The sequence below is a fragment of the Estrella lausannensis genome, assembly GCF_900000175.1.
GTDB classification, from domain to species: Bacteria; Chlamydiota; Chlamydiia; order Chlamydiales; family Criblamydiaceae; genus Estrella; species Estrella lausannensis.
In genome coordinates, this window is record NZ_CWGJ01000015.1 from 1 (window position 1) to 23,532 (window position 23,532).

The window sequence follows — 23,532 nt, forward strand, 5'->3', positions numbered from 1 at the left end:
TTGAGATACTTTCGGTATAAGACGACCTCTTAATTTGAAGTGATTTTCCCTTTTAAGTTTTCAAATATAGTGATATTATGTGGAGCGATTAGCGGATACATTTTTACAAATTATCAATGCCTTGGTTTAAGCTTCTTAAAGCCAAGCTGCAGGGGAAATCAGTGGCTCCTCAACATTTAGAACAAGATCCTAAAGACAAAGAAGATCTAGGCGATGCCGAAGAGGAGATGGAGCTGTCCACTGCCCATCTTGATGACGAGCTCGAAGAACAGCTGGAGACAGCGTTCCATCAAGACACCGCCCAGGTCATCTTGCACGACGTTTCCCGCATCGCAAGAGAAAACGATCCGGTCGACTTGGCCCACATCGTCACAAGACTCCCCCACCACTCCCGCGTGGTTGTTTACGACAACCTACCCGATCTGGACGCCAAGATCATTTTCATCATCAACACCACCGGCTCTACCAGAACAACAATTTTCCGACAGATCTCCGACAGCGAAATCAAAGACCTGCTAGAGAAGATGCCTCCTGACGAAGCTGTCTGGATGCTAGACGACATGTCCGACAGAAGGATGAAGAGGGTTTTAGAGCTGCTCGATGCCAAAAAGCGCCAACGCATCCAAGACCTGCAAAAGCACGATCGCAACAGCGCCGGCCGTCTGATGACCAACGAATATTTCTCCTTCAACATGAACGCCACCGTGGGCCAGGTCGCGCAAACCATCCGTGACAACCCGGGGATTGAGCTCACACGAAGGGTGTTTGTCTACAATCAGAAAGAAGAGGCCGTTGGCTACGCCTCCGCGAGAAGCCTGATCATCACTCCGCCCTATATCCCTTTGCGCCAGGTAATGCGTCCCATCCACCATAAGGTCCGTGAAGACGCTTCAAGGGAAGAGGTGATCGATATTGTCGAGCGCTACAAGATTGCCGCCCTGCCGGTTGTCGATGAAAACGACAAAATGGTCGGCGTAATCACCTACGAAGATGTCGTCGAGGCGATGGAAGACCTTGCCGATGACACGATTGCCAGCATCGGCGGTACAGCAGAAGACGTCACCGAGCATGACCCCGCCTGGAAGAGAATGCTTTGGCGCGCTCCCTGGCTCGTCGTGACCTTATGCGCCGGGCTAGTCACCACGACATCGATGATGCACTTTGAAGCAGCTCCTTGGTTCCGCTACATGTCATTCTTCGTGCCCCTGATCGCAGGGATGAGCGGCAACGTCGGCATTCAGTGCTCGACAACGCTCGTCCGTAGCATGTCACTCGGAGAGCTCTCCTACAAGTCCAAAAAAGAAGCTATGGTCCGTGAGATCAGCATCGGTCTTCTGACGGGAACAGCGTTCGGCCTTCTCTCCGGACTGGTCGTTTTTACCCTCTACCAGACAGGGCTACAACCTTCAGGAGAGGACGAACTGAGAATCGGCATCACTGTCGCCACAGGACTTTTTGCCGCCTGCGTCACGGCCACCGTTTTAGGAACCATCTCACCGTTCCTGTTCGACCGCTACAACATCGATCCTGCTGTCGCTTCAGGCCCGATCGTCACTGCCTTCAACGACGTCCTCTCTTCCCAGATATTCTTTTTAGTGGCCCGCTCTCTCTTCTTTTTCTTGACTTGAAGAGGTCTTTTAAAAAAAATCAGAACGAGATGATCCGTTTAATTTACAGGTGATTTGTGTCCAAACCCCTCAAAGTCGGCAGCCTTATCGAAAACACTTTGGCGCCAGACCGCCTTGGCTCACTGCTCGGTCTAGTTGCTCTGAAAATCAAGACGCGGCTGATCGGTATCAAAGAGTTTTTCAAGACCGCCTTTCTCTACTACGGCAACACCAAGTTCATGAAATCCGATCTCTCGCTTATGGGGATGTATCTCTTTAACAGCCCTTACAGCATCTCCAAAAGATTTTTAGAGGAGCAGGGCGACAAAAACATCTACGCCTATGGCGAGACACCGCTTGATACGATGGAAAAAATCGTGCGTGAGTGCGGTATCAGCAGCGCAGATCATGTGTTTGAGCTCGGATCAGGAAGAGGCAGGGTCTGTTTTTGGTTAAATACCGTTCTCGGTGCGAAAGTCACCGGCATCGACAACGTGCCGGCCTTTATCGAACGTGCCGAAAAGATCCGGCACAAGCTGGGCATGGAAGGAGTCCACTTCGTCTTGGGGGATTTTTTGACAGCTCCCCTGAACGGCGGAACCGTCTACTATCTTTTTGGCAGTGCGCTCGAAGAGGAGTTCTTAGGTAAAATGGCGAAACGTTTCGAAGAGCTGCCGAAGGGCACCCGGTTCGTGACCATCAGCTTCCCCCTCACCGACTACACAAAACCGGGATCCTTTGAAGTCATGAAGCGTTTCCCCGTCACATTTCCCTGGGGCGAGACAGACGCCTATCTCCAAATCAAAAAGAAATAAAAAAACCCCATTCCGGGTAAACCGGAATGAGGTTTTCTTAATATCCGTAGCTGAAAGCTCTCGTTTTTAAGCCGAAGCTGAGAGAATACGCATCGCAGCGTTGTGCAGGTTTTCGTTCATACGATCCAAATTGGAGAGAGCGCTCCCCTGCATGTTGCGGTTCTGACCGGCTGACGACTGGGCCACATCGCGTCTGTTGGTCGTAAGCTGCAAGTCAAACTGATGCGCTTGTCGCTTGGATTCATAGTAGCTCTGCAGCGGCTGTCCGACAGCTCCCTGGATCCCCTGCGAGATAGCGCCTGCAGACTGACTGAACTGGCTCACCTGGCTGATCGATTGCGAGACTTTGGCTGCCCCGTTCGCCAGCTGTCCAAGACCGGCAATGTTGGCGCCGGCGCCGACCATGCCGCCGATAATGCTGATAGTTCCACAGCCAATGCCTGTCAAAAGCGACCAGAAGTTATTGTAAGTGCCTTTAACATTCTGGATCTCTTCACGCATTCTCTCCACTTCCGCCTGGGTCATTTCCATGTCGCTCTTTCCCGCTTTGCGGAGGAGAAGAACAGCCAACTGACGGATGAGATAGTCAATTTTTGTCCAGTTAGCCTTCTCTTTTTTACTCTCTTCCCTGATTTCGAAGCTGACGCGCTGGATCTCCGAATCGATGAGATTGGGTTTTTCACCGACCTCTCGCTTGGCGCCGGCAGCGCTCAGCATATCGAATCCAAGCTCTGCCGCGCTCTTACCGGAGGCGACATCAGCCTGAGAGCGATAACTGTCTTCGACCGCTTTCAGTGTAGGATATTCAGGCAGCTGGACAGCCGACTGCTGAACGACCTGCTCTCTATCCTGGGCTTTGCCAATATGACTAAATTGTGTAATAGACATGGGAATTTGTCTCCGTACGTTTGTCTAATAAGAACCTACCCCAAAAATCGACTGAAACTTTTTAATGGGCTAGGTCAAAATTTGCTTCTATCTAAAAAAATCCGGCTTGTTGCGCAGCACCTGCGCGATCTTGGCCCAAACAGCGGCAATGCTGTTGTCGTTCGACTCCATATCCTGGAGCATAACCGACATGCTGTTTGCGATCAGGTCCTTCTCTTGCTTTACTTCAAAGGCCTGAGCCTGATCTTTTTCACTCTGGTAATTCAAGACGCTGCTCGCGATCTGCGAGCCACCGCTCGCAGCGCCGGCAATGCCCGCACCCACTCCAAAAACTACAGGAAGGGCAGCTCCCCCCGTGGCGACCGTGGCGATGATGCCGCCGAGCGCAAGAACGCCTCCGAGAAGACCGGCTCCAAAGCTTGTCCAGCCTAAAATATCGGCTGTCTCCTGTTTGCTTTCGGCCCGATCTTTGAACGCCATATACTCTTCAATCAGCTTTTTCTGCTTATCGCCTTTGTCCTGAATGAGGATCTGATTGGTCTTTGTATTTTCTTCGCGCAGCTTCGACTGTCTGCCCATGGCAGCGAAAATAGCCTTCATCAGAAGTGCTTCCGTAGGAGCGCCGCCGCCTTCACCTCTTGTGATCAGGCCGGCAGAGGCAATCACCTCATTATCTATCGGAGACTCCGCCGATGCCTTCACCAGCTGGGACATGGAATATTCCGCCACCGGGCTTGGCCTCTCAATCGATGGCTTCTGACGAATCGTTGGCAGCACGTCGGGTTTGGACAGGCCCCTGGGAATTGCATTCGCCTGAACGCTCTTTTCAGGGAAAAGCTGCCTGTAAAATGTTTTCGAGGCTTCTACGACCGTTGACAGAACAGTTTTTGTCTCACTCTTGACAGTCTCAAGGGCGGCGCTTGCCTGCGTGTTCACAGTGTCGAGCGTCTTGCCAAGATCTGACGCGAAGGACGCTGCCTGCGGATTGACGGCAACACGCCTTGCGTCCTCTTCGACGTGCCCCTTGCTGTCGCGGACGGAAAGGGTCGGTATTCTCATTTGATCTATAGGAGCTGACATAGGAACCTCTTGATAGAATCTGCTACTTTATTTTTTTTGCCAGAGCCTTCGCCTGCGGATACCAGCTCTTCCTGAGCATTTGGATTCTGCTCTTCAGAAGATCTTCTCCCTCTAATCTGTCGGCTACTTTTCGCGCTCCCTCGAGTGCGCGCCAGGCGTTCTTGACATCGCCCATAGTGTAAAAACACTCCGCCGCATGAAAATGAGGATAGGGATCATTCAACTCTTCGTCAAGATGGGCGGCGACGCTATAGGCTTCAGTCGCCTCTTTATACCTCTTGAGCATCTGCGCGGTCGCCCCAAGCCCCATCCAGATCTTCTTCTCGCCATTTCGTAAAGCGGCAAGTAAAACGAACAGGTCATAAGCTTCTTGGTAGCGGCCCGCCTCATAGTGGTGCCACGCGTAGGCATAGGCCCCTTCGCTGAACTCTTTGCTCGCGAGACGGATTGTTTCAAGCGACTCTTGATCGATTGCCTGCAACAGCTCTCTCTTGATCACGTCAACGCTTGCAAGACTACCAGCAGCGGCCGTCATCATTAGCCTCCCCTTATTGCCCGGGCTTTGTTCTTCTTGTCTTCATCAAGAACCTTATGGGCCATACGGGTCAGCTGATACATTTCATAGCGCTCGTTGGTGATGCGCGTCACTTCCTGCAGCATCATGTCGTTTTTGACATTTAAATTCTCAATTTGGAGACGGATGTTTTCAACAAGACGTTCCTTTTCCTTATCTGTGAACTCGCCGTCTGTCTTGGCGATTTTCACCCCCATTTCCTCAGCTTCCTTCAGAAGCTTTTCCACTTCGGAGCCTTTTTCGACATTAATCTTGCCGTCTTTGTCGGTAATCTCGTTGATTTTGGCAATCAGGTCGTGGAGTTTGGAGACTTGATCCTGGCTTTCCGTTAGGGAATCGAGAGTGGTGGCTGACTTATCTTCCAAGTGCTTCAATCTTTCGGTATGAACTAAAAAGAGAAGTTTCTCGAGCGTCCAGTCGTTGTAATCGCCGCCGCCTGCGCCTTCGCTCTTCTGAATTATCTGGGTGTTGTTGACAGATTCAGTCATGTAGTGCCTCCTTACCGGTGAGGAAATAAATTTTAGCGAGGAACGTTCTCCAAGCCGAAGCTTCTATTTAACCACAGTTACGTTAACACACTGTTTAATTTATGTTAATTTTTTGTTAACGAAATAAACTTTTCTGTGATATCAAACAAAAGAAATTAAAAATATATTAAAGTTTAAAACAAACATTAAATTAAATCAAATAAAACATATAAAACCGCCAAATTTCATTTGCAAATCATTGAGCAAAATCAGTAGCATCATACCCATTCCGATCCAACTTTCGAAATTTTCTAGCTGTTCGTTGCCGGGACGCCGGCTGCCGGGCGGATATTCCGTAAGTTTCGGTACATTTTCAACTTAACCAACGGACTGTGAATGCAAAGAGAATCCTGGGGCTCAAAACTTGGCTTTATCATGGCGGTCGCCGGGTCCGCGATCGGCCTGGCAAATATCTGGCGCTTCCCCTATCTGGTAGGCAAATTCGGCGGGGCAGCCTTTATCATGGTCTATATTCTATTCCTGTTTCTAATCGGATTTCCCGTTCTGATCAGCGAAATCACCCTCGGTAGAAGGGCACAATCCAGCCCGAGCGGCGCCTTTAAGATGATAGGTGGAAAAGGGTGGGCCTACGCCGGCAAACTCACCATCTTAACCGGATTCTTAGTCGCAAGCTTCTACAGCGTCGTCGCCGGGTGGGTTCTCGGCTATTTGGTGGAAGCGCTCTTCGGACAGATGAACCACTTCACCTCGAACGAATCGTCACTCGCCCACTTTACAACCCTGATATCCACCCCCTGGTGGACAGTCCTCTTCCTTTCCCTGTTTCTCGTCCTCTGCACAAGCGTGCTCTATCTCGGCGTGCAACAAGGGATTGAAAGGGGAAACAAAATCTTGATGCCCGTCCTGTTTTTGACCCTCATTTTTCTTGTCGTCAGGGGGCTTTTTATGCCCAACGCTAAAGAAGCGATCGCTTTTTTACTCTCGCCAGATTGGTCGATTCTAACAGGAGAGGGAATTCTCGCGGCCCTCGGTCAGGCGTTCTTTACCTTAAGTCTTGGGCAAGGCACCATGGTCACCTATGGAAGCTACCTCCAGAAAAAGGAGAATATCCTCACAACGTGCATTCCTGTGGTAAGCATGGACTTTGCCGTCTCCATCCTCTCTGCAATCGCCGTCTTCACCATCGCCTTTTCAGTAGGGATCGAGCCCGACTCCGGACCGAGCCTGGTGTTTCACACGTTGCCCTGGGTTTTCAGTCAGCTGACCGGTGGCTATCTGATTGCGCTGATCTTTTTTCTGCTGGTGTTCCTGGCAGCGCTCACCTCAGAAATCTCCGCAATGGAACCTAGCATCGCGTATCTCAGAGACGAGTTCGGATGGTCGCGCCACCTGGCAACCGTCGTTGTCGCCGCCGGAGCACTCCTCCTCGGCATCCCCTCAGCCCTCTCCTACAGTTTACTTAAAGACACGACATTTTTTGGCAAACCCTTCCTTGAGTTCATGGAGTTTCTCTGCGGGAACATCCTGATACCGCTCGGCGGTCTTCTGGCGGTGGGAAGCGTCGCCTACCTCTGGGGCGTCAAAGGCGCGCTCGAGGAAATCGAGACCGGAGACGGCGGACTGATCAAGAGAAACAAATGGATCGGCGTTTACCTCTCTGTTTGCTTCCGCTATGTCGCCCCCCTCTTTATTATCTTTGTATTTCTTAATGCTTTAGGTATTTTCGGTTAGCGCAGGGCCTCCTCTTTTTAGCTCCTTGGCAAGAGACCTCTTGCCAAGGAGCTAAAAAAAGGCTACATTAGTCACCGTATTCAATCTCTTAGAATCAATCTGTCACTCCCGTACAGCTTAAGACAAGGATCAGACATGAGCGGCGCTTTCGTCGAGTCGACGTTCACAAAAAAAGATGTGGTTTTTGAACTGCCCCTAAGACCGCAGTCCTTCCGCGACTTCACGGGACAGGATGGCGTCAAAGAGCGCCTGATGGTCATGTGCGGAGCCGCTAGGAAAAGAAACGAAGCGCTCGGCCACTGTCTTTTGTCCGGACCGCCGGGACTTGGCAAGACAACGCTTGCCACTCTTCTTTCCAAAGAAATGGGAACCAACCTGGTCACCACATCAGGGCCTGCTATCGAGAAACCAGGCGACCTGGCCGGAGTGCTGACCAGCCTGCAAGAGGGAGACATCCTTTTTGTTGACGAGATACACCGTGTGCCGAAATCGGTCGAAGAGTATCTTTACTCGGCCATGGAGGACTTTTCATTAGACATCATGATCGATTCGGGGCCTGCGGCGAGATCCGTCCAGGTGAAGCTGAACCGCTTTACACTGGCTGCGGCGACCACCCGGCAAGGCCTTTTAACAGCCCCGCTCCGCTCACGTTTCCAACTCTCGCTGAGGCTCGATTACTACAATCCTGAAGCCTTAGTTCCGATTATTCTGCGGTCGGCACGCATTCTGAACACAGACCTTAACGAAGAGGGCGCACGAGAAATCGCTGCCCGCGCGCGCGGAACCCCGAGGATTGCCAACAACCTACTCAAATGGGTGCGCGACTACTCTCTGATGCGTACGGCCGGCAAGCTGCCCAAAGAAACTGTCAGGGATGCTTTGGACATGCTTGAGATAGACTTCCTGGGCCTTGACGAGATGGATAGAAAAATACTGACTCTGCTCATTGAAGATTTTGAAGGAGGACCGGTTGGCCTGAACACGATTTCCGTTGCTGTCGGAGAGGACAGCGGCACCATAGAAGATGTGTTCGAGCCCTACCTCATCATGCAGGGATTGATAAAAAGAACACCGAAAGGCCGGGTGGCCACTCTAAAAGCTTATCAGCATTTGGAGTCTATCCAGCGACAGATGCAAAAATGAACGGATAAGCTGAAATGATACCGAAAGTATCTAAAAATTTGGCACGAGGACTTTCTCAAAGCCCTCAGGCCAATTTTTGAGACACTTTCAGTATAGAGCTCATTTCAGTATGAAATATGTATAAGCAAGGAGAATTCATATGATCAAAAGGATGATTGCGCTAGCAGCTATCGCTCTGCTGGCAGGCCAACAGGCCGAAGCAGCGCCACTTTGGGACACGATGAAAAGCTATTTTTCAAAAAGAACGGACGAGAGGCCTGAGATCAGAATCATGATCGTCAAAGAAAAACCCTCTGTCCAAATGGCCATCGACGGCAAATACCGTATATACGATCCAAGAACCCGCGATCATATCGCGACAAGACAACTGGGCAGAAAAGCCGAAGTTACCCATCAAGGGGACGGCCTCCGCTGGAGCGAGGGTTTCCCGGGTTTACACCAGCTGATGATCGTACCCGACACCATCACCACCACAATCAAAGTCGATGGCAAAGAGTATCAGGGAAGCATCACTATCTATGAAGTCGAGGGTATGCTCTCTGTGATCAACAACATCGGATTTGAAGAACTGCTCACCGCTGTACTGGCAGATGAGGTAGGCGAAAATGAACCGCTTGAGCTGATTGCCGCAGCCGCCATCGTTGCGCGCACAAACGCCTATGCGCTCGCCGAAAATCCCGCCAATCCCTTCTGGGCCGTCTCTGCCGACCAGGTGGGCTACCGTGGTTTGCCCCCCAATACCGATCTTACAAAAGTTCATGAAGCGGTGCGCAACACCCGCTACATGATTTTGGGAGCCAAAGGATCGTTTGAAGGCGTCTCAACCCCCTTCTCAGGTGACTTTGCCCGCTCGCAAGAAGCAAAATTGCTAAACGCCGGTAAAGTGCCCTCCCGCATCTCGTTTGCCGATGCCAAAAAACTGGCTGCCAACGGAAAAGATGCCGCGGAAATTCTACACCACTCGTTCCCCGACGCCGAAATCTCCATGACCCGCTACTCACCGGGATCCGGTCGTTAACTTAAAAGAGCCTCTCTTGCCCAAGAGAGGCTCTTTTCCTTTCCAATCCTTAAGTTTCCCTTACATCTCTTGAGATGACCTGCAAAACCTCTCCACCCTTGAAACGCTCCGAAAAAGCGAGGCCCGTCACCGTCATCTCCAGCGCGTGGTAGGGATCGCGCAGCCGCACCCAGCTCCAATTGTCAGCAATCTCATCGACAACGACGTAATGAATCCCAAGCAATGGATCTTCGAGGCGGACAACCCCCGATCCGGCCTGCCTTAGAAGTAAAGAGAGGGAGGAAACGGCGTGCTCCCTGCCAACAAAAGTTGTCTCCAACTTAAGACCGAAGAGCTTAGCCTGCTCTTGCTGCAGTTTAATGACGCCCGAATTGGCCCGCCGCAGCTTTTGTAAATCGGGGCGGTGCCCGTGGTCTAAGAACAACATGGCAACCGATGCCGCTGAAGCCCCTTTCATGGATTGCTGCTGAAGAATCGCCTTACCGCTTTCCAAATGGTGTATTGTGATCTCGGGATCGATGGTTTTATTTCCGCTAATAGCTCCTACCTTGACGATCTCATCATCTCTCATAAAATTGGGCGATCCATGCAGGCTCACCATCCCATACCCGATACCGATGACCGTATCGTGGATGCCAAGAGGCGGAATCCGGCGCTGCCAGCGGCTTTCCTGCTTTGAAGAGACACTTTTTACGGGCCACCTGTCTGACGGGGATGACGATGAGCCGACAAGGAAACTCTCTTGCTGAAACCTTTCCATACCCACTAAGTGCGTATTGTCGTTGCCCATGCCATCTATTTTCGTTTTAGTTCGCCCTTTCTTCTTGATCGTACCTGCCTCCTCTTCGCTTGAGGCCTCCTTAAATTTAGCATAGACACTACCGCCCAGTGTTTTGATATAAGTTGACATGCAACCACTCCTTGTTCATTTGTCCATGAAAGACCAAACTGTATCGAACGCCTCTTAAATTTGAGCTTTTTAGCTTGGAGAAGACCCAAATTTTAGGAGGGTATACCAGATGCGGCAAACAAATCATACGATTTAAGTTTGTGGAAGGTCTCCAAAAGTTAGCTAAGGCCAGACTGGACGAAAATGTCTCAAAAATTAGGTTCGCAAGAGATTCCATTCACCACAACCATCTAATACAGAGTTTTAAACGAAATATTTTCTTCGTTGATGTTTCATACAGGTTCCGCTATGATGATTCCGAAAAATTTAATGAAAAATCTGCCATGGACCCCACATTACTAAAAAGCTACTCCTATCATCTGCCCGAAGAACTCATCGCTAAAAAGCCGGCCTCTCCTAGAGACAGCTCCCGATTGATGGTGATCGAAAGATCCAGCGGGACAATTCGCATCGGCATCTTCCGGGATCTTCTATCCCTTGTGGGCCCCCATGACCGTTTTGTTGTCAACAACACCAAAGTATTCAAAGCACGTCTGCTTGGGATGAAGCCCGGCACCGGCGGCAAATGTGAAGTGTTCCTGCTCAAGGAGATCTCGAAAGGCAGATGGCAGGCTCTGGTCCGCCCCGGAAAGAAAATGCCTCATGGTACCGTCGTCGAGTTTTCACCTCATTTCTATTGCCAAATCTTAGACACTCTGCCTGACGGATCAAGAATTGTGCAGTTTCCGCAAGAGGTCGACGTGCTGCAGCAAACCTCTCTTTTGGGTCACATTCCCCTCCCCCATTACATCCAGAGGGATGCCGACGACCCCCAGGATGAGAAAGACTACCAAACCTCCTTTGCCTCCCGGGTTGGAGCCAATGCCGCCCCGACAGCGGGACTGCACTTTACCGACGAGCTGGTGAGCGCCCTGAAAAACAAGGGAAATGCCTTTTTTGAAGTGACGCTGCATGTGGGGCTTGGAACATTTCGCCCCGTCCAGGTCGAAGACATCCGTGAGCATAAAATGCACAGCGAATGGTGCGAGATTACAAGTGAAACGGCGTCAGCATTGAACCAGGCCTGTCGAGGCCGGGAGATCGCCGTCGGCACAACCAGCTGCCGCACACTGGAGTCTTTTGCCGATGAGAGAGGGCAGCTCTCCTCCGGCTGCCACGAGACTGATATTTTCATCTATCCAGGCTACCGATTTAAAAGGACAAATGCCCTGCTCACTAATTTTCATCTGCCCGAATCCTCCCTGCTAATGCTTGTCTCTGCATTTGCCGGCCCTGAGCTTATCAAGGAAGCCTATTCCAAGGCGATTGAAGAGAGAATGCGCTTTTACTCCTACGGGGATGCGATGCTGATTTTGTAGCCTAAAGCTTCAGGGATAGCGAGGGATGATCAACATAAAAATAATTTGATAAAAATCCCAAACCACAACATCTGAAACCAGGTTATCTCTATAATATTAGGCGACTTACAACCTCTCAATCTTAGAGAGCGTTCTCTTTGCCAAAAACCAAATTTTACGATACTTTCGGTTTATGCAGAAAGTCGTGAACACCCTGGTCTCCTTTTTCAGCTGGAATTTACGTGCCTTAGCCTCCTCCCTTGCCCCCTCGGAAGGCCCCGCCGGCGGTGCGAATACGGCAGGCAAAGTGATCCTCTACTCGTTACAATTTTTCACAAAGACCCTACCGCTTGCCTTCCTTCTGGCTCTCTCACTCCCTTTAGCGCTCGTTGCAAAGGCCATCGGCCTACTTTTGGGCAACAATCATGAAACCGTTTTTGCCGCCTTTGAAAAAAATCCCGACTGGAATCAGCCTATCGACAATGAAATCGAGATCGGTGTCACCACGTCCGAGTATCAAGTCAATGGTGCGGACAACTTCCCCAATTCTTCTTGGGCCCAGTGGGAAAAGAGCAGGCATCCGAGCGGCGCTCCCTGTATAGAGGACGAGGATCGCTCCGGACGCTCGTTAGATTTTTGGCGCAAGCCGCAAGATCTGATCGACAAACTCCGCCTGCTCAATTTAAAGCGCTACCGCTTCTCGGTAGAATGGAGTGCGGTCGAACCTGAGAAAGGGTTGATCGACCAAGAAGCCCTTCAGCGCTATAAAAGCCTCTGCGAAGCACTTAAAGAAGCAGGAATCGAGCCCTTCGTCACTTTGCACCACTTCAGCGACCCGACCTGGTTTCTTAGGGAGGGCGGTTTTGAAAAAGAGCATAACATCGGCCTTTTCACCGGCTTTGCTGAAACGGTACATAAAGCGCTCTCACCTTGGGTCAAGGAGTGGGTAACATTCAATGAGCCTGCGATATACGCCTTTCAAGGGTATTTCAGAGGAGAATACCCCCCGGGAGTTAAAGACGCGTACCGTACCGGCTCTGTTCTGAAACATCTTCTGCAAGCGCATTGTCAAACATACGACAGACTGAAGCCGCTTGATGGTGCCGGCAAAATTGGCATTGCGCACAACTTCCTGCGCTTCAAGCCCTACAGTCCATACAATCCGCTAGAGAAGCTTGCCTGCCATTATCTGACGATGATTACTCACCGGTCTGTCATGGACTTCTTCAGGACCGGGCAGTTCCAATTCCAGATTCCCTTAGCTGCCAACCTCTTCTTTCAAGAGCACTCCATCAAAGACAAATTCGATTTTTTTGGCGTGCAATATTATACCGATCCCCTGATCAGGATGGAGCCCTCCTCTAAAATCATGGACAGCACCTGCTATCCCCACGAAAAAATGACCGATATGCCCTACCGCTTTTTCCCTCAAGGTCTTGCCACAGCGCTCGAAGAGTGCCACGCGCTTGGAAAGCCTATATGGATTACAGAAACAGGGGCAGCGGCCAAAGATGACGATCAAAAAGAATTTATCGAAAAAGCGCTAAGAGCGGCATCGTTCGCCAAAAGCCGGGGCATCGATGTCACACGGGTTCATGTGTGGACGCTGCAGGATAATTTCGAGTGGAACATGGGATGGAAAAAGCGCTTCGGCCTATTCAGTTTCAACCCTTTGACTCAAGAAGCCAATTTAAGACCATCCGGAAAATTGATTCAGGAGCTGACTTCACTCTGCACGTAAGTGCCAGCGCTAAAGACGATGCAGACTCAGCAGCATTTCATCAAAGTCTGTGATGGGTTTTTCACAAACCCCTTCACGGCAGATGTAGAGTGTTGTCCTCCCCTGCAAAGCTTCCTTTCCCCGGATCATCGGCAACCACTCTCCGAGCGAGTCATCCTCATTGATAAACAAGACTAGGGCGTGGGGGATATAAAGGGTTGAAATGGTCTTTTTAAGCTGAAAATAAAAATCTTCACTCTCATTCAAGGCAACGATGATCGTAGGGGCATCGTGATCATAATATCGCAGAAGCGCCATGACGTGGTAGCAATACCCTGGAGAATAAGCCTCGAGGAATTTGGCTGCCGCCTTAAATATATCTTCGGCCTGGTGGAGATAGTCGGCGTTTTGGGTTAGCTGATAGAGACGGAGCAGGTTTTCTGCATGGACACCGTTGCCGGAAGGTTCTGCGCCATCGGCGAACTGGCACTTTCTGATGAGAACACTGGTCTCTTCCTCCGTCTGAAAAAATGCTCCCCCCTCTTCCTTGAACCTCTCCTTCACCACTTCGGCAAAATTAATGGCGGATACCAGCCAACGGGTGTTCTGCGTCGCCTCAAAGAGAGAGAGAAGTCCCTTGATAAAATAAGCATACTCATCAAGGCCACCCGGCCACTTAAGTTCCCCATCTTTCCATCGCCTGTAAAGCGAGTCGTCTCGAACCATATTCTCGAGGATGAAGGATGCCGCCTTGGCAGCGAACTCAATGCAATCTTTTCTTTGGCAGACTCGCCCCAAATCAGAGAGCGAAGCTATCGCCAGCCCATTCCATGAAGACAACACTTTGTCGTCCTTGATCGGATGAACTCTTGCGTCGCGGATTTCAAACAACGTCTTTCTCTGGAGGCTGAATAGCTCCTTCAAAAGACCGGGTTCTATTCCTTTATGGCTGGCAAATTCGTTGAACGGGATCTGAACATGCAAAACGTTGCGTCCTTCGAAGTTGCCATTTTTCGTAATGCCGAAATATTCCGCGAAAAGAGCGCCCTCCTCCTGGCCAATTGCCTGCATGACCTCTTCGTAGTCAAAAGTGTAGAAATACCCTTCCTTCCCCTCCGAGTCAGCATCTTCCGCCGAAGAAAATCCACCTTTGTCGTTCCACATATCGCGCAAGAGGTAGTCTGCAGTCTCGAGGGCGACCTCTTTAAACTCTTCATTCTTAGTCGCCATGTACCCTTCCGTATAGGAAGAGAGCAGCAGGGAATTGTCATAGAGCATCTTTTCAAAATGCGGAATCTGCCACCTCTCATCGACGCTGTATCTGGCAAAACCTCCGCCAAGATGGTCAAAGATACCTCCGCGATGCATCATCTCGAGGGTTCTCTGCACGAAAAATAGAGGCCTGCTATCGTTTGAGAGACACGCATGGCGTGTCATGAAGTTATACTGGTAGCCTATCGGGAACTTGGGGCTGCCGCGCATCCCTCCCCAGATGGGGTCTGCGAGCTTGTAGATCATCTCTACGGTATTTTCTATCACATTCTCATCGGGAATCTCATCGCCTTTCACATGGACATTCTGTCTGAAAACCTCGACTATTCTCTCCGCTTTTTGGGTAACACCCTCCCGTTCTTCGCCTTCCCAAATTGTCTGGATCCTTTTTGCCATTTCGATAACACCAAGCATCCCGTGCCTTGCGATGGGCGGCATATACGTCGTCGCAAAAAACGGGTGGAGGTCGGGGGTGAGAACCAGATTAAGAGGCCAACCGGCACTTCCGGACATCATGCTCTGCGCAAACTCCATATACATGGAATCAATGTCGGGCAACTCTTCCCGGTCAACCTTGACGCACACAAAAATTTCATTTAAGACTTTAGCAACTTCCGGGTCTTCGAATGACTCCTTCTCCATGACGTGGCACCAGTGGCAGGTGGCGTAACCGATAGAGAGGAAGATCGGGCGATCAAGCCGCTTTGAGAGATCAAAAGCCTCTTGCCCCCAGGGAAACCACTCAACCGGGTTATAGGCATGCTGCTGCAAATAGGTCGATTTCTCGTTGATGAGTCTGTTCGGTTTTGTCTTGTCACTGGGCATAAAGGACCGGTTTTAAACGAATGGAGTTTTGTCTATAACAAATGTGTAACAAGTCGCCTTTGCCTGAGAGACAGTCCACAAACAAATCATATGATTTCAGTTTGCGGACAGGCTCTGAAAGCTATGCATTGTTATTCATCAGGCTGCTCGATAGAGCCAATTACTGCAACCAAATCATACGATTTCAATTCTTGGACAGGCTCTAATACCGCAAGTATCTCAAAAGTTAGGCTTTCTCTTTGTCAAAACCAACTTTTGAGACACTTAAGGTATATATAGAATTGAATTCAAAATCTGCCTAAGAGCCGGCTTTTTAAGCAAGCAACTTGCACCTGCCGCACCAAAAATTCAAAACAGTTTGAGATACTTTCGGTATACAGAGACTGCCCCCAAACGAAACCGTATGATGAGCCTTCGGAATTTTTCGATCCCTGCGATTCAATTCAGCGACGAACCGGCGTTAAGGCTTGCGGCCCCCTGCCAAACCCTCGAAAACTTTATTGAGTTTATACTTGTTTTTTTATGTAAAAAAAAGTTATGTATCCAAACTTAAATGTTGCGCGTCATCATTTTAGCTATTGCAGCCGGTTAAAGACTGTCTGTGGGTCAACTTCATGAGTTGTACATCCGCAAAGTTGTGGCTAAATCGGATCAGAAGTGCGTATTGTCAACGCCTTAGCTTTAAACGGCGCAATAAAAATGGTTGATAACAAAGAACCTTAATTTGAATTAAGCACTCATTGATAAAGAAAGCTTAATCGGCAGCTTACTGGAATTTAAAATTCGCCTTCAGGAGTAGGTATACCGAAAATGTCTCGAAATTTAGTTTTTGGCAAAGAGAAAACTCTCAAAATTGAAGGATTGCAAGTCATCTCATATTTCCAATGATAGATGACTTACACTCTTTCAATCCCGAAGCATTCTCAAGACCCCATCTGCCAAATTTCGAGACACTTTCGACATAACTATACCGAAAGTGTCTCAAAATTTGGTTTTTGGCAAAGAGAAAGCTCTCGCGATTGAATGATCGCAAGCCACCTAATATTAGAAATATAAGGTGGCTTACGATCATTCAATCCCGAGGCTTTCTCAAAGCCAAAATCCCAAGTTTTGAGATACTTTCGGTATAAAGGAAGCAGTAGAAAAATGCTGCGGAAGTCCTGAAGACCAATTTTAAGTCACCTGTGAAAACGTTCTCGTATGAGACAGAAACAATCTAGAGGAAGGTTCAGAGTTCATGGATAGTCACAAGCAATCTCCGCGCGCAATTTTCAGGAACATATTTTCCCAAAAACGCATCAATGTTCTCAAAGCAAGCTGCAAAAGCTCGATAAGGATCATAACCACACTTGCAGCATCCATGATCGCAGCACTCACTCTTTCCCCCTTCTTCAAGCCAAACCTCTTTTCAATGGAAACGCAGGAAAAAAGTTTGACAATACTGCACAGCACAGATGTCGCTTCCCTGAACAATAGTGACGAAGATGAAGATGAGGCATCTTTAGTCACTCTCCTGAAGAAGGAGAGAATTGAGCAGGCAAAAAAAATCCAGATCCTGAAGGCAGAACTGAAATCGACACGTGACAGGCTCGAACAACTGAAAGCCGATTTGATGGTGCGTGGCTACTCTAGCGAACGAGTCTTGAAACAGAAAGTAGCCTCCCTGGAGACGGCACTCGAAAACGCGCAGCTGGAAGTTAAGGCTCTCAGTCAAGAGCTCGAGATGAAAGACGAAGCCTTAAGCTCAAAAAGAAAAGAACTTGAAAATGCGACCTCGGTATTTCTCGACAACCTGAGAAGGCAAAGCGAAGAGATCGAAGCGAAAAATGAACTCCTGCACCGAGAGGAGTCGAGATCGAGAGCACTGGCAGAAGAGGCTTCCTCGCTTAAAAGCGCTCTCGAACAAAAAGAGAGCAACTTAAGACGCCTCGGAAAAGTGGAAGAGGATTTGAGAGATGCATCTGTTAAAATTGGCAGCCTCGAAGACGCCCTGAAAGAAGCCCAGGAAAAATTACTCACAGAAGCGAGTGCAAAAGAGCAACTTACAGATGAAGCGGCCCAATACGCTCAGGAAAGAGAAGAGCTGCTGCGAACGATCGAGCATCTCAAAGAAAGGCTCAAGCTAGAAAACAACTACGCTGCAGACCTCGTTAATACGCTGGAGAATCTCTCTTCCCAGAAAAAAGACAAGAGCACCCTATTGGAAAGTGCTCTGTTTGATATGAGCGTACGCCTCTACCAAGAAGAACTGAACGCATCGCGACTCAAAGAGAAAATTGAAGAGCAGGAGTTCACGCTAACACAAGCACGCGAACTGCATGATGAAAAAGATCAAAAGCTGCAAGAACTTCAGACCAAAGTACAAGAAATCAACCCGGAAAAAATCGCAAGCTATCAGGCGTCGATCAACGAGCTTCAGGATGAGCTGAAGGAAGCAAAACAGCGCGTAGCCGAACTGGAAATATTGAAAAAAGAGCTGATAGCGCCTTCTCATTTCGCTGCAACCGTCGAAGATAAAGACAGCAAAATCCATGAACTTGCAGCGAGAATTGCTGAAGCGGAAAGAGAAGCGGCCGATTATGAGGAACGCCTGAAAGAAAACCACTCGCGTACCTCCGAAGAGCGCGCCGCTTTGCTGGAAGAGCTGAACGATCACCAAGACGCCCTGCAAAAAGCAAGAGCGGAAATCGAGAGACTGTCAAAAGAGTTATCGGATGAGATTGATTCGTCGAAAGAAAAAACAGAAGCCCTAAACCAGTATCAGGAAAGCACAAGCATCCTCCAGCAAAAACTGAAGGAGGCGGAAGAGGGTGTCGTCAGCCTCTATACCTATCTTGCGCATAAGGATGACCTAAGCGAGCACCAAAGCAAAATCGCAATGGACCAAGAGTCTAGGCTCCACGAAAGAATAGAAGCCCTGTCAAAGCAGCTTGCCGATGAAACTGAAGAGAAAGAGTCTCTGAAGCAGACATTGGAAGAGGTTAAGGCGGACCGCGAGGCCCAAGAACAAAAGGCAAACGCTCTTGAAGACCAACTTGACAGAGCCCTTCATAATCAAGAAATAGAGAAAGGGCAGTCCAAGGATCTGGAAGAGCGCCTGAAAGAAGCAGAGAAAAAAGCCGAATCGCTGGAGAAGGAACACGCCCAGATCCAGGAGAAGCTCGCCGAAGCCCAATCGATGCTCGACGCCGAGACCAAAATTAAAGACTCCCTTGAAGAGATGCTCGGTCGTCTCACAGATGCCAAAGAAGAGCTGTCGCAGCGAGAGGCGGCTCTTAGCGTTGAGCTAAGAGAAGCGTTGGCCCAGCAACAAGAGCAGCAAGCCAAAGCAAGACAGGCAGTAGAAGAGCTGCAGGCTGCGCTGACTGAGCAAGATTCCGAGCGGGGAAGAGCAGAAGAGCTCCACCTTAGAATTAAGGAGTCTTATCAAGAGCAGGAAAAAGAAAGAGCCAGGGCAGATGAGCTTGTCGAGGAGCTGACAAAAACGAAAGCTCTGCATCAGCAAGAGAAAGCAAAAACAGAAACTCTGTCAGCCCTTCTTGAGGAAGCTATTCAAGCCCAAGAACAGATCAAACAGGGAAAAGAGTCTCTTGTTGCCGATTCCGAGCAGATCAAAGCCAACATGGATGAGATGAGAAAGGATCTCGACCATTCGGTAATGGAAAAAGAAAAGTTGCAGGAGCGCCTTGATGCCCTCACCCAGCAACTTGAAGAGGAGAGAAAGAATAATGAGCAGCTCTCTTCCAAAATTGATCAGCTGAACCAAGACCTGCAAGATAAAGACAGCGCCATCAAAGAAGCTGAAGAAAAAATACAGCTTCTTCTTGAAGATTCCAAAGAAGCTTCAGGAGAGTAAGTCTAAAGCGCTCTCAACCGACCTCCGGAACTCATCCACTGAAATTCCGGAGGTCTTTTCATTTCAAAGATCCCTCTTACAAAAACCTTATGGATTGGACAACTTAGAATTTATCAAAGAGAGCACTCAAGTCTAAACCACAGATTTTAAGATGCTTGGAGCACCTACACAGGTTCGATTCCTGCGAGATAGATCGAAGAGAGGTTTTCCTCTGAGGCGTAATAACAGACAAGCAGTCTTTCCTCATTCCACACCATGCCTGGATAGCCAAGATCGCCCGTTCCGGGAAGAAAGAGCGGCACCCCAACTTTGCCATGTGAAAGTAAAGAAATGCCCATCCTCTCAAAAATGCCATAAGGATTGATGCTGACAAACCGGCCGGCGACAATCCACTGCCCCTTCACTTCCAAGAAATTAGGCCCCCCCAGATAGCTGTTTAGCGGGAGATGGTGAAATTCCCGGTAGGGCGGTCTTCCTCTTAAAAGCACCGCCTTGCTCTTCCAATTTTTATCTCTTCTAATCAAAATCCACATACTACCTTCATCGTCGAAACGAACAGTAGCTTCATTGGGATGCCCCTTCACATTCAGGGAAGCGATCTTATGAAAGGAGACACCATCGTCCGTTTGATGAAGATCAACGATCCACTCCAACTCTTTTTTCAACGGATCAAAAAAACGGTAACTGACTCCGTAACCCTTTCCCTGGTGCCATGTGATACGCCACAGCCACATTCCCGTTTCAAGGATCGAATGGGGTGATGTCCATGTAAAGCCCGTTTTGCTGAAGGAGACAAACGAACCCAGGGCTCCTTTCGAATTGATGTCCAAAGAGCCCATATTGAGCATCAACCTGCCGTCCGGCACGATGGAAAGCTTGGGATCCCTAAGATCATGCCCAGGGAGAGCCATTTCGGCAGCCTGAGCCCATTGGACGAGATCGGTGGAGGTGAGGATGAGGATTTTACTCTTGGCACTGAAGTGCGTCTCAGCTTGGCGCAGTGAGACAAAATATCTCCCCTGGAAGTAGATCAAATCTGGAAAGGCGTGATGAAAAGGCCCTTTCCATATCTGCCTGACGAAGGCGATTCGCATGCTTGAAAACATAAGTTGTGTGAGGGGTCGCTGTTTAGAGACTGTTAACGAATTGGCCTCCTGTTGATGTACCGAAAGTGCCTAAAAATTTGGTTTTTGGCAAAGAGAAAGCTGTCGCAGCAAATGCCGTCGCGCCGAGATCTGCCATCGATCGATGAAAGGTAAAAAAAAAGCTAATCGCCAGCGACTTATGAGTGCCAGCGATTAGCTTTTTTTATTAGAGGGACTTATCTTGCGAGTTTATGAAATGAGTTGAATTTCTCTATTCTTTTGTTCGTTGCCAAGATCCGAATTCACCTCTGGATGAGTATCCTCCGTTTCATCGCAGGAAAACTGCCGGCCGCAGTCAAGGCACCTGTGGTTCTGCTTTCCATGCCTAGTATAACCGTTCTTTTTGAACGCTTCTGAACCACATTCTGGACACTGCATACGCAAATCCTTATTTTTTAAATTAATATTATTGAACTCCTTAGAGACTGCCCACGCACTCAAATCAGTATGCTTTGAATTTTAAGACGGGCTCTAAGAGAGCTGTTAACGAATTTGGATTTTGAGGATTATTTCAACCAATTTTTAATTCATTTTTTGGAGTCAATATACGCGGGCTGCTATCGACCCCAAAAGAGGAATCAAAACGTTTGTTCCAAAGAAACCTAAAATGGACAAAAACCAAACCTTTTTTGCCATTTTTTTTACAAACAGATAATGATTGCCAAATCGTATACAGTTACGGGAAAAAATTCACAAGTCTTTTTTCCCGACTGAGATCTTCCCTAATAGCGCATCTCGCTGAAATTTTCCCCACGGACTGGCAGCCGCTCACCAAGCTGCAAAACCTGCATAAAATAGTGTCAGGAGAGGTTTTATTTCTTTGGTCATTAATTTTTTTATAAAGCAGTGAACTCAAAAATTTGAGATTATGGGTTTGCTTTCGGTATATACCGAAAGCTTCTCTAAACCAAAGCCCTGATGCTTGAGATGCTCCCGGCATAGCACAGACTTTCAGAGAGCGTTAACGGTAAAAGGGTTAGGCCAAACACACAACAAGATAGGCTTACAGAATGAAAGAAGAGAGTACCACAGTATCCCATCTCATGACCGAAACTCGCGTCTTTCCGCCCAATTCTTCCTATAAAAAAGGAGACGGCATCTCATCCGCTCAGGAGTTTGAAAAACTCTATCAGGCTTCCATCGAGAATCAAAATACCTTTTGGCTTAGCCAGGCAGAGTCGCTCGCTTGGTTTCAAAAACCCACGAAAGGGATGGAATACGCATGGGATCCCGATAAAAATAATGTGTGGCACCGCTTTTTTGATGATGGGCTAATCAACGTCTCATTCAACTGCCTTGACAGGCATATGGGAACAGAAAGAGAGAACAAGCTGGCCCTCATATGGCAAGGAGAGAAAGAAGAGGAGTTTCGCACCTTCACCTATAAGGAGCTTTTGCTCGAAGTCGAGCGCTTTGCAGCCCTTTTGAAATCCCGCGGAATCGAAAAAAGCGACCGTGTCGCGTTTTACATGCCTTGCGTTCCTGAACTTGCCATCGGCATGCTTGCAGCGGCAAGGATCGGCGCTGTTCACTCCGTAATTTTCGGCGGATTCAGTGCTGAATCACTCTCTCATCGCATTCAGGATGCCGGTTGCAAGCTTGCCGTCACATCGAATGTCGCCCTCCGCGGCGGGAAAACAATTCACCTGAAAGAAATTTTAGATGAAGCCCTGTTGAAAACAGAGACGATTGAAAGGGTAATCGTCCACAGAAGGACGAATGATCGATGCCCTATGAAAGAGGGTAGAGACCACTTTTTAGATGACGAACTCCGTTCCATCAAAGAAGGCGCTCCGGCGGAAGCACTTCGCAGCGAAGACCCTCTTTTCATTCTGTACACATCAGGTTCAACAGGAAAGCCCAAAGGAGTCGTCCACACGCAGGCAGGGTACCTCCTGCAAGCTTCCATGACCCACAAGCTTGTGTTTGATTTAAAGGAGGATGACATCTACTGGTGCACGGCTGACCTGGGATGGATTACAGGACACAGCTATGTCGTTTACGGTCCTCTCTCCAACGGGGCCACTTCGGTAATGTTTGAAGGCATCCCCACCTACCCCTCCCCTGCCCGGTTTTTCGAAGTCATCGATAAATGGCGTGTCTCCATTTTCTACACAGCTCCCACAGCGATTCGTGCCCTGATGCGAGAGGGTGAGAAGTGGCCAAACTCCTGCCGTCTTGACTCTCTCAGGGTGTTGGGATCTGTCGGTGAACCCATTAATCCCGAGGCCTGGATGTGGTACCACCAAGTCATCGGAAAAGGTAAATGCCCCGTGGTGGACACCTGGTGGCAAACAGAGACTGGGTCGATTATGCTTTCACCTATTCCTGGTATCAGCACTCTAAAACCCGGCAGCGCCAGCAAGCCATTCTTAGGTGTTGAACCTAAAATCATCGACGACAGCGGAGAGGAGTGCCGAATCGACGAAGGAGGCAATCTTTGCATCATGAGGCCATGGCCAGGAATCATGCGCACAACCTGGGGCGATCATCAACGCTTTATCGATACGTACTTCAAGCAGGTGAAGGGGGCCTATTTTACAGGCGACGGATGTCGGAAAGATGGGGACGGGGATTTTTGGCTTCTCGGACGTATAGATGATGTCGTTAACGTCTCGGGTCATCGCATAGGCACTGCTGAAGTGGAATCGGCCATGGTGAGCCATGAAGCCGTCGCTGAAGCGGCCGTGGTTTCCTATCCTCACGATATCAAGGGAGAGGCGCTATGCGCATTTGTGACCTTGGTGGCGGACGCGAAACCGAGCAAAGAATTGGAGGGCGAACTCAAAGAACACATCCGCCGGGAGATCGGACCCATCGCCATTCCTGACAAAATTCACTTTACTTCAAAACTTCCTAAAACAAGATCCGGTAAAATCATGCGCCGCATCCTTCGGAAAATTATAAGAAAGGAGCTCGATTCGATAGGCGACATCAGCACGCTGGCAGACCCCACGGCCATCGAAGACCTGGCCTCTTTTGAGTAGTAGGCCGCGGTGAAATCAACTAGGTGACTCGTCAATAAACAATCACCTATACCGAAACAACTTGAAGAATTGGAAATTTGGCCAGGAGGGCCTTAAGAATTTTTGTTCAGAGCGAGCGACCATTGCCGAGAGGCAA

16 protein-coding genes and 1 pseudogene are annotated in these 23,532 nt (G+C 49.1%); 9 read left to right on the forward strand and 8 right to left on the reverse strand.

Annotated features, from left to right (window positions below; translation table 11 throughout):
* Window positions 1-227: 227 nt before the first annotated feature.
* A complete protein-coding gene (mgtE, locus tag ELAC_RS06635) occupies window positions 228-1,628 on the forward strand; it encodes a magnesium transporter (protein WP_098038555.1) in 1,401 nt (466 codons plus the stop codon).
* Window positions 1,629-1,684: 56 nt separating this feature from the next.
* Window positions 1,685-2,422 carry an SAM-dependent methyltransferase gene (locus tag ELAC_RS06640; RefSeq protein ID WP_098038508.1) on the forward strand — a complete coding sequence of 246 codons (738 nt, stop codon included), beginning with the start codon at window positions 1,685-1,687 and terminating at the stop codon, window positions 2,420-2,422.
* 66 nt (window positions 2,423-2,488) lie between these two features.
* Here the strand turns inward: ELAC_RS06640 and ELAC_RS06645 are convergent, their stop codons facing one another.
* From ELAC_RS06645 to ELAC_RS06660, 4 genes are all read right to left on the reverse strand, one after another.
* Entirely contained in the window at window positions 2,489-3,310 is an 822-nt protein-coding gene (locus ELAC_RS06645; RefSeq protein ID WP_098038509.1) for a hypothetical protein, read from the reverse strand.
* Window positions 3,311-3,397: 87 nt separating this feature from the next.
* Window positions 3,398-4,390, reverse strand: coding sequence for a hypothetical protein (locus ELAC_RS06650; protein WP_098038510.1), 993 nt, complete (start codon window positions 4,388-4,390; stop codon window positions 3,398-3,400).
* A gap of 22 nt (window positions 4,391-4,412) precedes the next feature.
* Entirely contained in the window at window positions 4,413-4,928 is a 516-nt protein-coding gene (locus ELAC_RS06655; RefSeq protein ID WP_098038511.1) for a SycD/LcrH family type III secretion system chaperone, read from the reverse strand.
* Window positions 4,928-5,452 (reverse strand): hypothetical protein, encoded by a 525-nt coding sequence (locus ELAC_RS06660; protein ID WP_098038512.1) that lies wholly within the window; start codon window positions 5,450-5,452, stop codon window positions 4,928-4,930. Before ELAC_RS06660 ends, ELAC_RS06655 begins: the two co-directional genes overlap by 1 nt.
* Before the next feature lie 375 nt (window positions 5,453-5,827).
* Here ELAC_RS06660 and ELAC_RS06665 point away from each other — a divergent pair, with 375 nt between their 5' ends.
* The 3 genes from ELAC_RS06665 (at window position 5,828) to ELAC_RS06675 (ending at window position 9,344) form a co-directional block, all read left to right on the forward strand.
* The gene (locus ELAC_RS06665) at window positions 5,828-7,183 is read left to right on the forward strand and encodes a sodium-dependent transporter (RefSeq protein WP_098038513.1); all 1,356 of its coding nucleotides are present in this window, start codon (window positions 5,828-5,830) and stop codon (window positions 7,181-7,183) included.
* 135 nt (window positions 7,184-7,318) lie between these two features.
* Window positions 7,319-8,326, forward strand: a complete 1,008-nt coding sequence (gene ruvB / locus ELAC_RS06670) for a Holliday junction branch migration DNA helicase RuvB (RefSeq protein ID WP_098038514.1) — start codon at window positions 7,319-7,321, stop codon at window positions 8,324-8,326.
* 139 nt (window positions 8,327-8,465) lie between these two features.
* A complete protein-coding gene (locus ELAC_RS06675) occupies window positions 8,466-9,344 on the forward strand; it encodes a SpoIID/LytB domain-containing protein (protein ID WP_098038515.1) in 879 nt (292 codons plus the stop codon).
* 49 nt (window positions 9,345-9,393) lie between these two features.
* Here ELAC_RS06675 and ELAC_RS06680 read toward each other — a convergent pair whose 3' ends face one another.
* A complete protein-coding gene (locus ELAC_RS06680; RefSeq protein WP_098038516.1) occupies window positions 9,394-10,254 on the reverse strand; it encodes a hypothetical protein in 861 nt (286 codons plus the stop codon).
* A gap of 323 nt (window positions 10,255-10,577) precedes the next feature.
* On the opposite strand from ELAC_RS06680, the gene queA reads away from it, so the two are divergent.
* Complete coding sequence (gene queA / locus ELAC_RS06685; RefSeq protein WP_098038556.1) at window positions 10,578-11,612, forward strand: tRNA preQ1(34) S-adenosylmethionine ribosyltransferase-isomerase QueA; 1,035 nt, start codon at window positions 10,578-10,580, stop codon at window positions 11,610-11,612.
* 172 nt (window positions 11,613-11,784) lie between these two features.
* On the forward strand, window positions 11,785-13,332 hold the full coding sequence (locus ELAC_RS06690) for a family 1 glycosylhydrolase (RefSeq protein ID WP_098038517.1): 1,548 nt from the start codon (window positions 11,785-11,787) through the stop codon (window positions 13,330-13,332).
* A 9-nt stretch (window positions 13,333-13,341) separates the two neighbouring features.
* Here ELAC_RS06690 and ELAC_RS06695 read toward each other — a convergent pair whose 3' ends face one another.
* Entirely contained in the window at window positions 13,342-15,408 is a 2,067-nt protein-coding gene (locus ELAC_RS06695) for a thioredoxin domain-containing protein (RefSeq protein ID WP_098038518.1), read from the reverse strand.
* Between the two features lie 1,237 nt (window positions 15,409-16,645).
* Here ELAC_RS06695 and ELAC_RS06700 point away from each other — a divergent pair.
* Complete coding sequence (locus ELAC_RS06700; RefSeq protein ID WP_143406466.1) at window positions 16,646-19,264, forward strand: coiled-coil domain-containing protein; 2,619 nt, start codon at window positions 16,646-16,648, stop codon at window positions 19,262-19,264.
* 164 nt (window positions 19,265-19,428) lie between these two features.
* Here ELAC_RS06700 and ELAC_RS06705 read toward each other — a convergent pair whose 3' ends face one another.
* Both ELAC_RS06705 and ELAC_RS11915 read right to left on the reverse strand, forming a co-directional pair.
* A complete protein-coding gene (locus ELAC_RS06705; RefSeq protein ID WP_143406467.1) occupies window positions 19,429-20,358 on the reverse strand; it encodes a hypothetical protein in 930 nt (309 codons plus the stop codon).
* A gap of 330 nt (window positions 20,359-20,688) precedes the next feature.
* Window positions 20,689-20,787 (reverse strand): annotated as a pseudogene (locus ELAC_RS11915) (transposase-like zinc-binding domain-containing protein); the annotation flags it as partial.
* Between the two features lie 632 nt (window positions 20,788-21,419).
* Between ELAC_RS11915 and acs the strand changes: the two are divergent.
* A complete protein-coding gene (acs, locus tag ELAC_RS06720; RefSeq protein ID WP_204250542.1) occupies window positions 21,420-23,396 on the forward strand; it encodes an acetate--CoA ligase in 1,977 nt (658 codons plus the stop codon).
* Window positions 23,397-23,532: the final 136 nt, after the last annotated feature.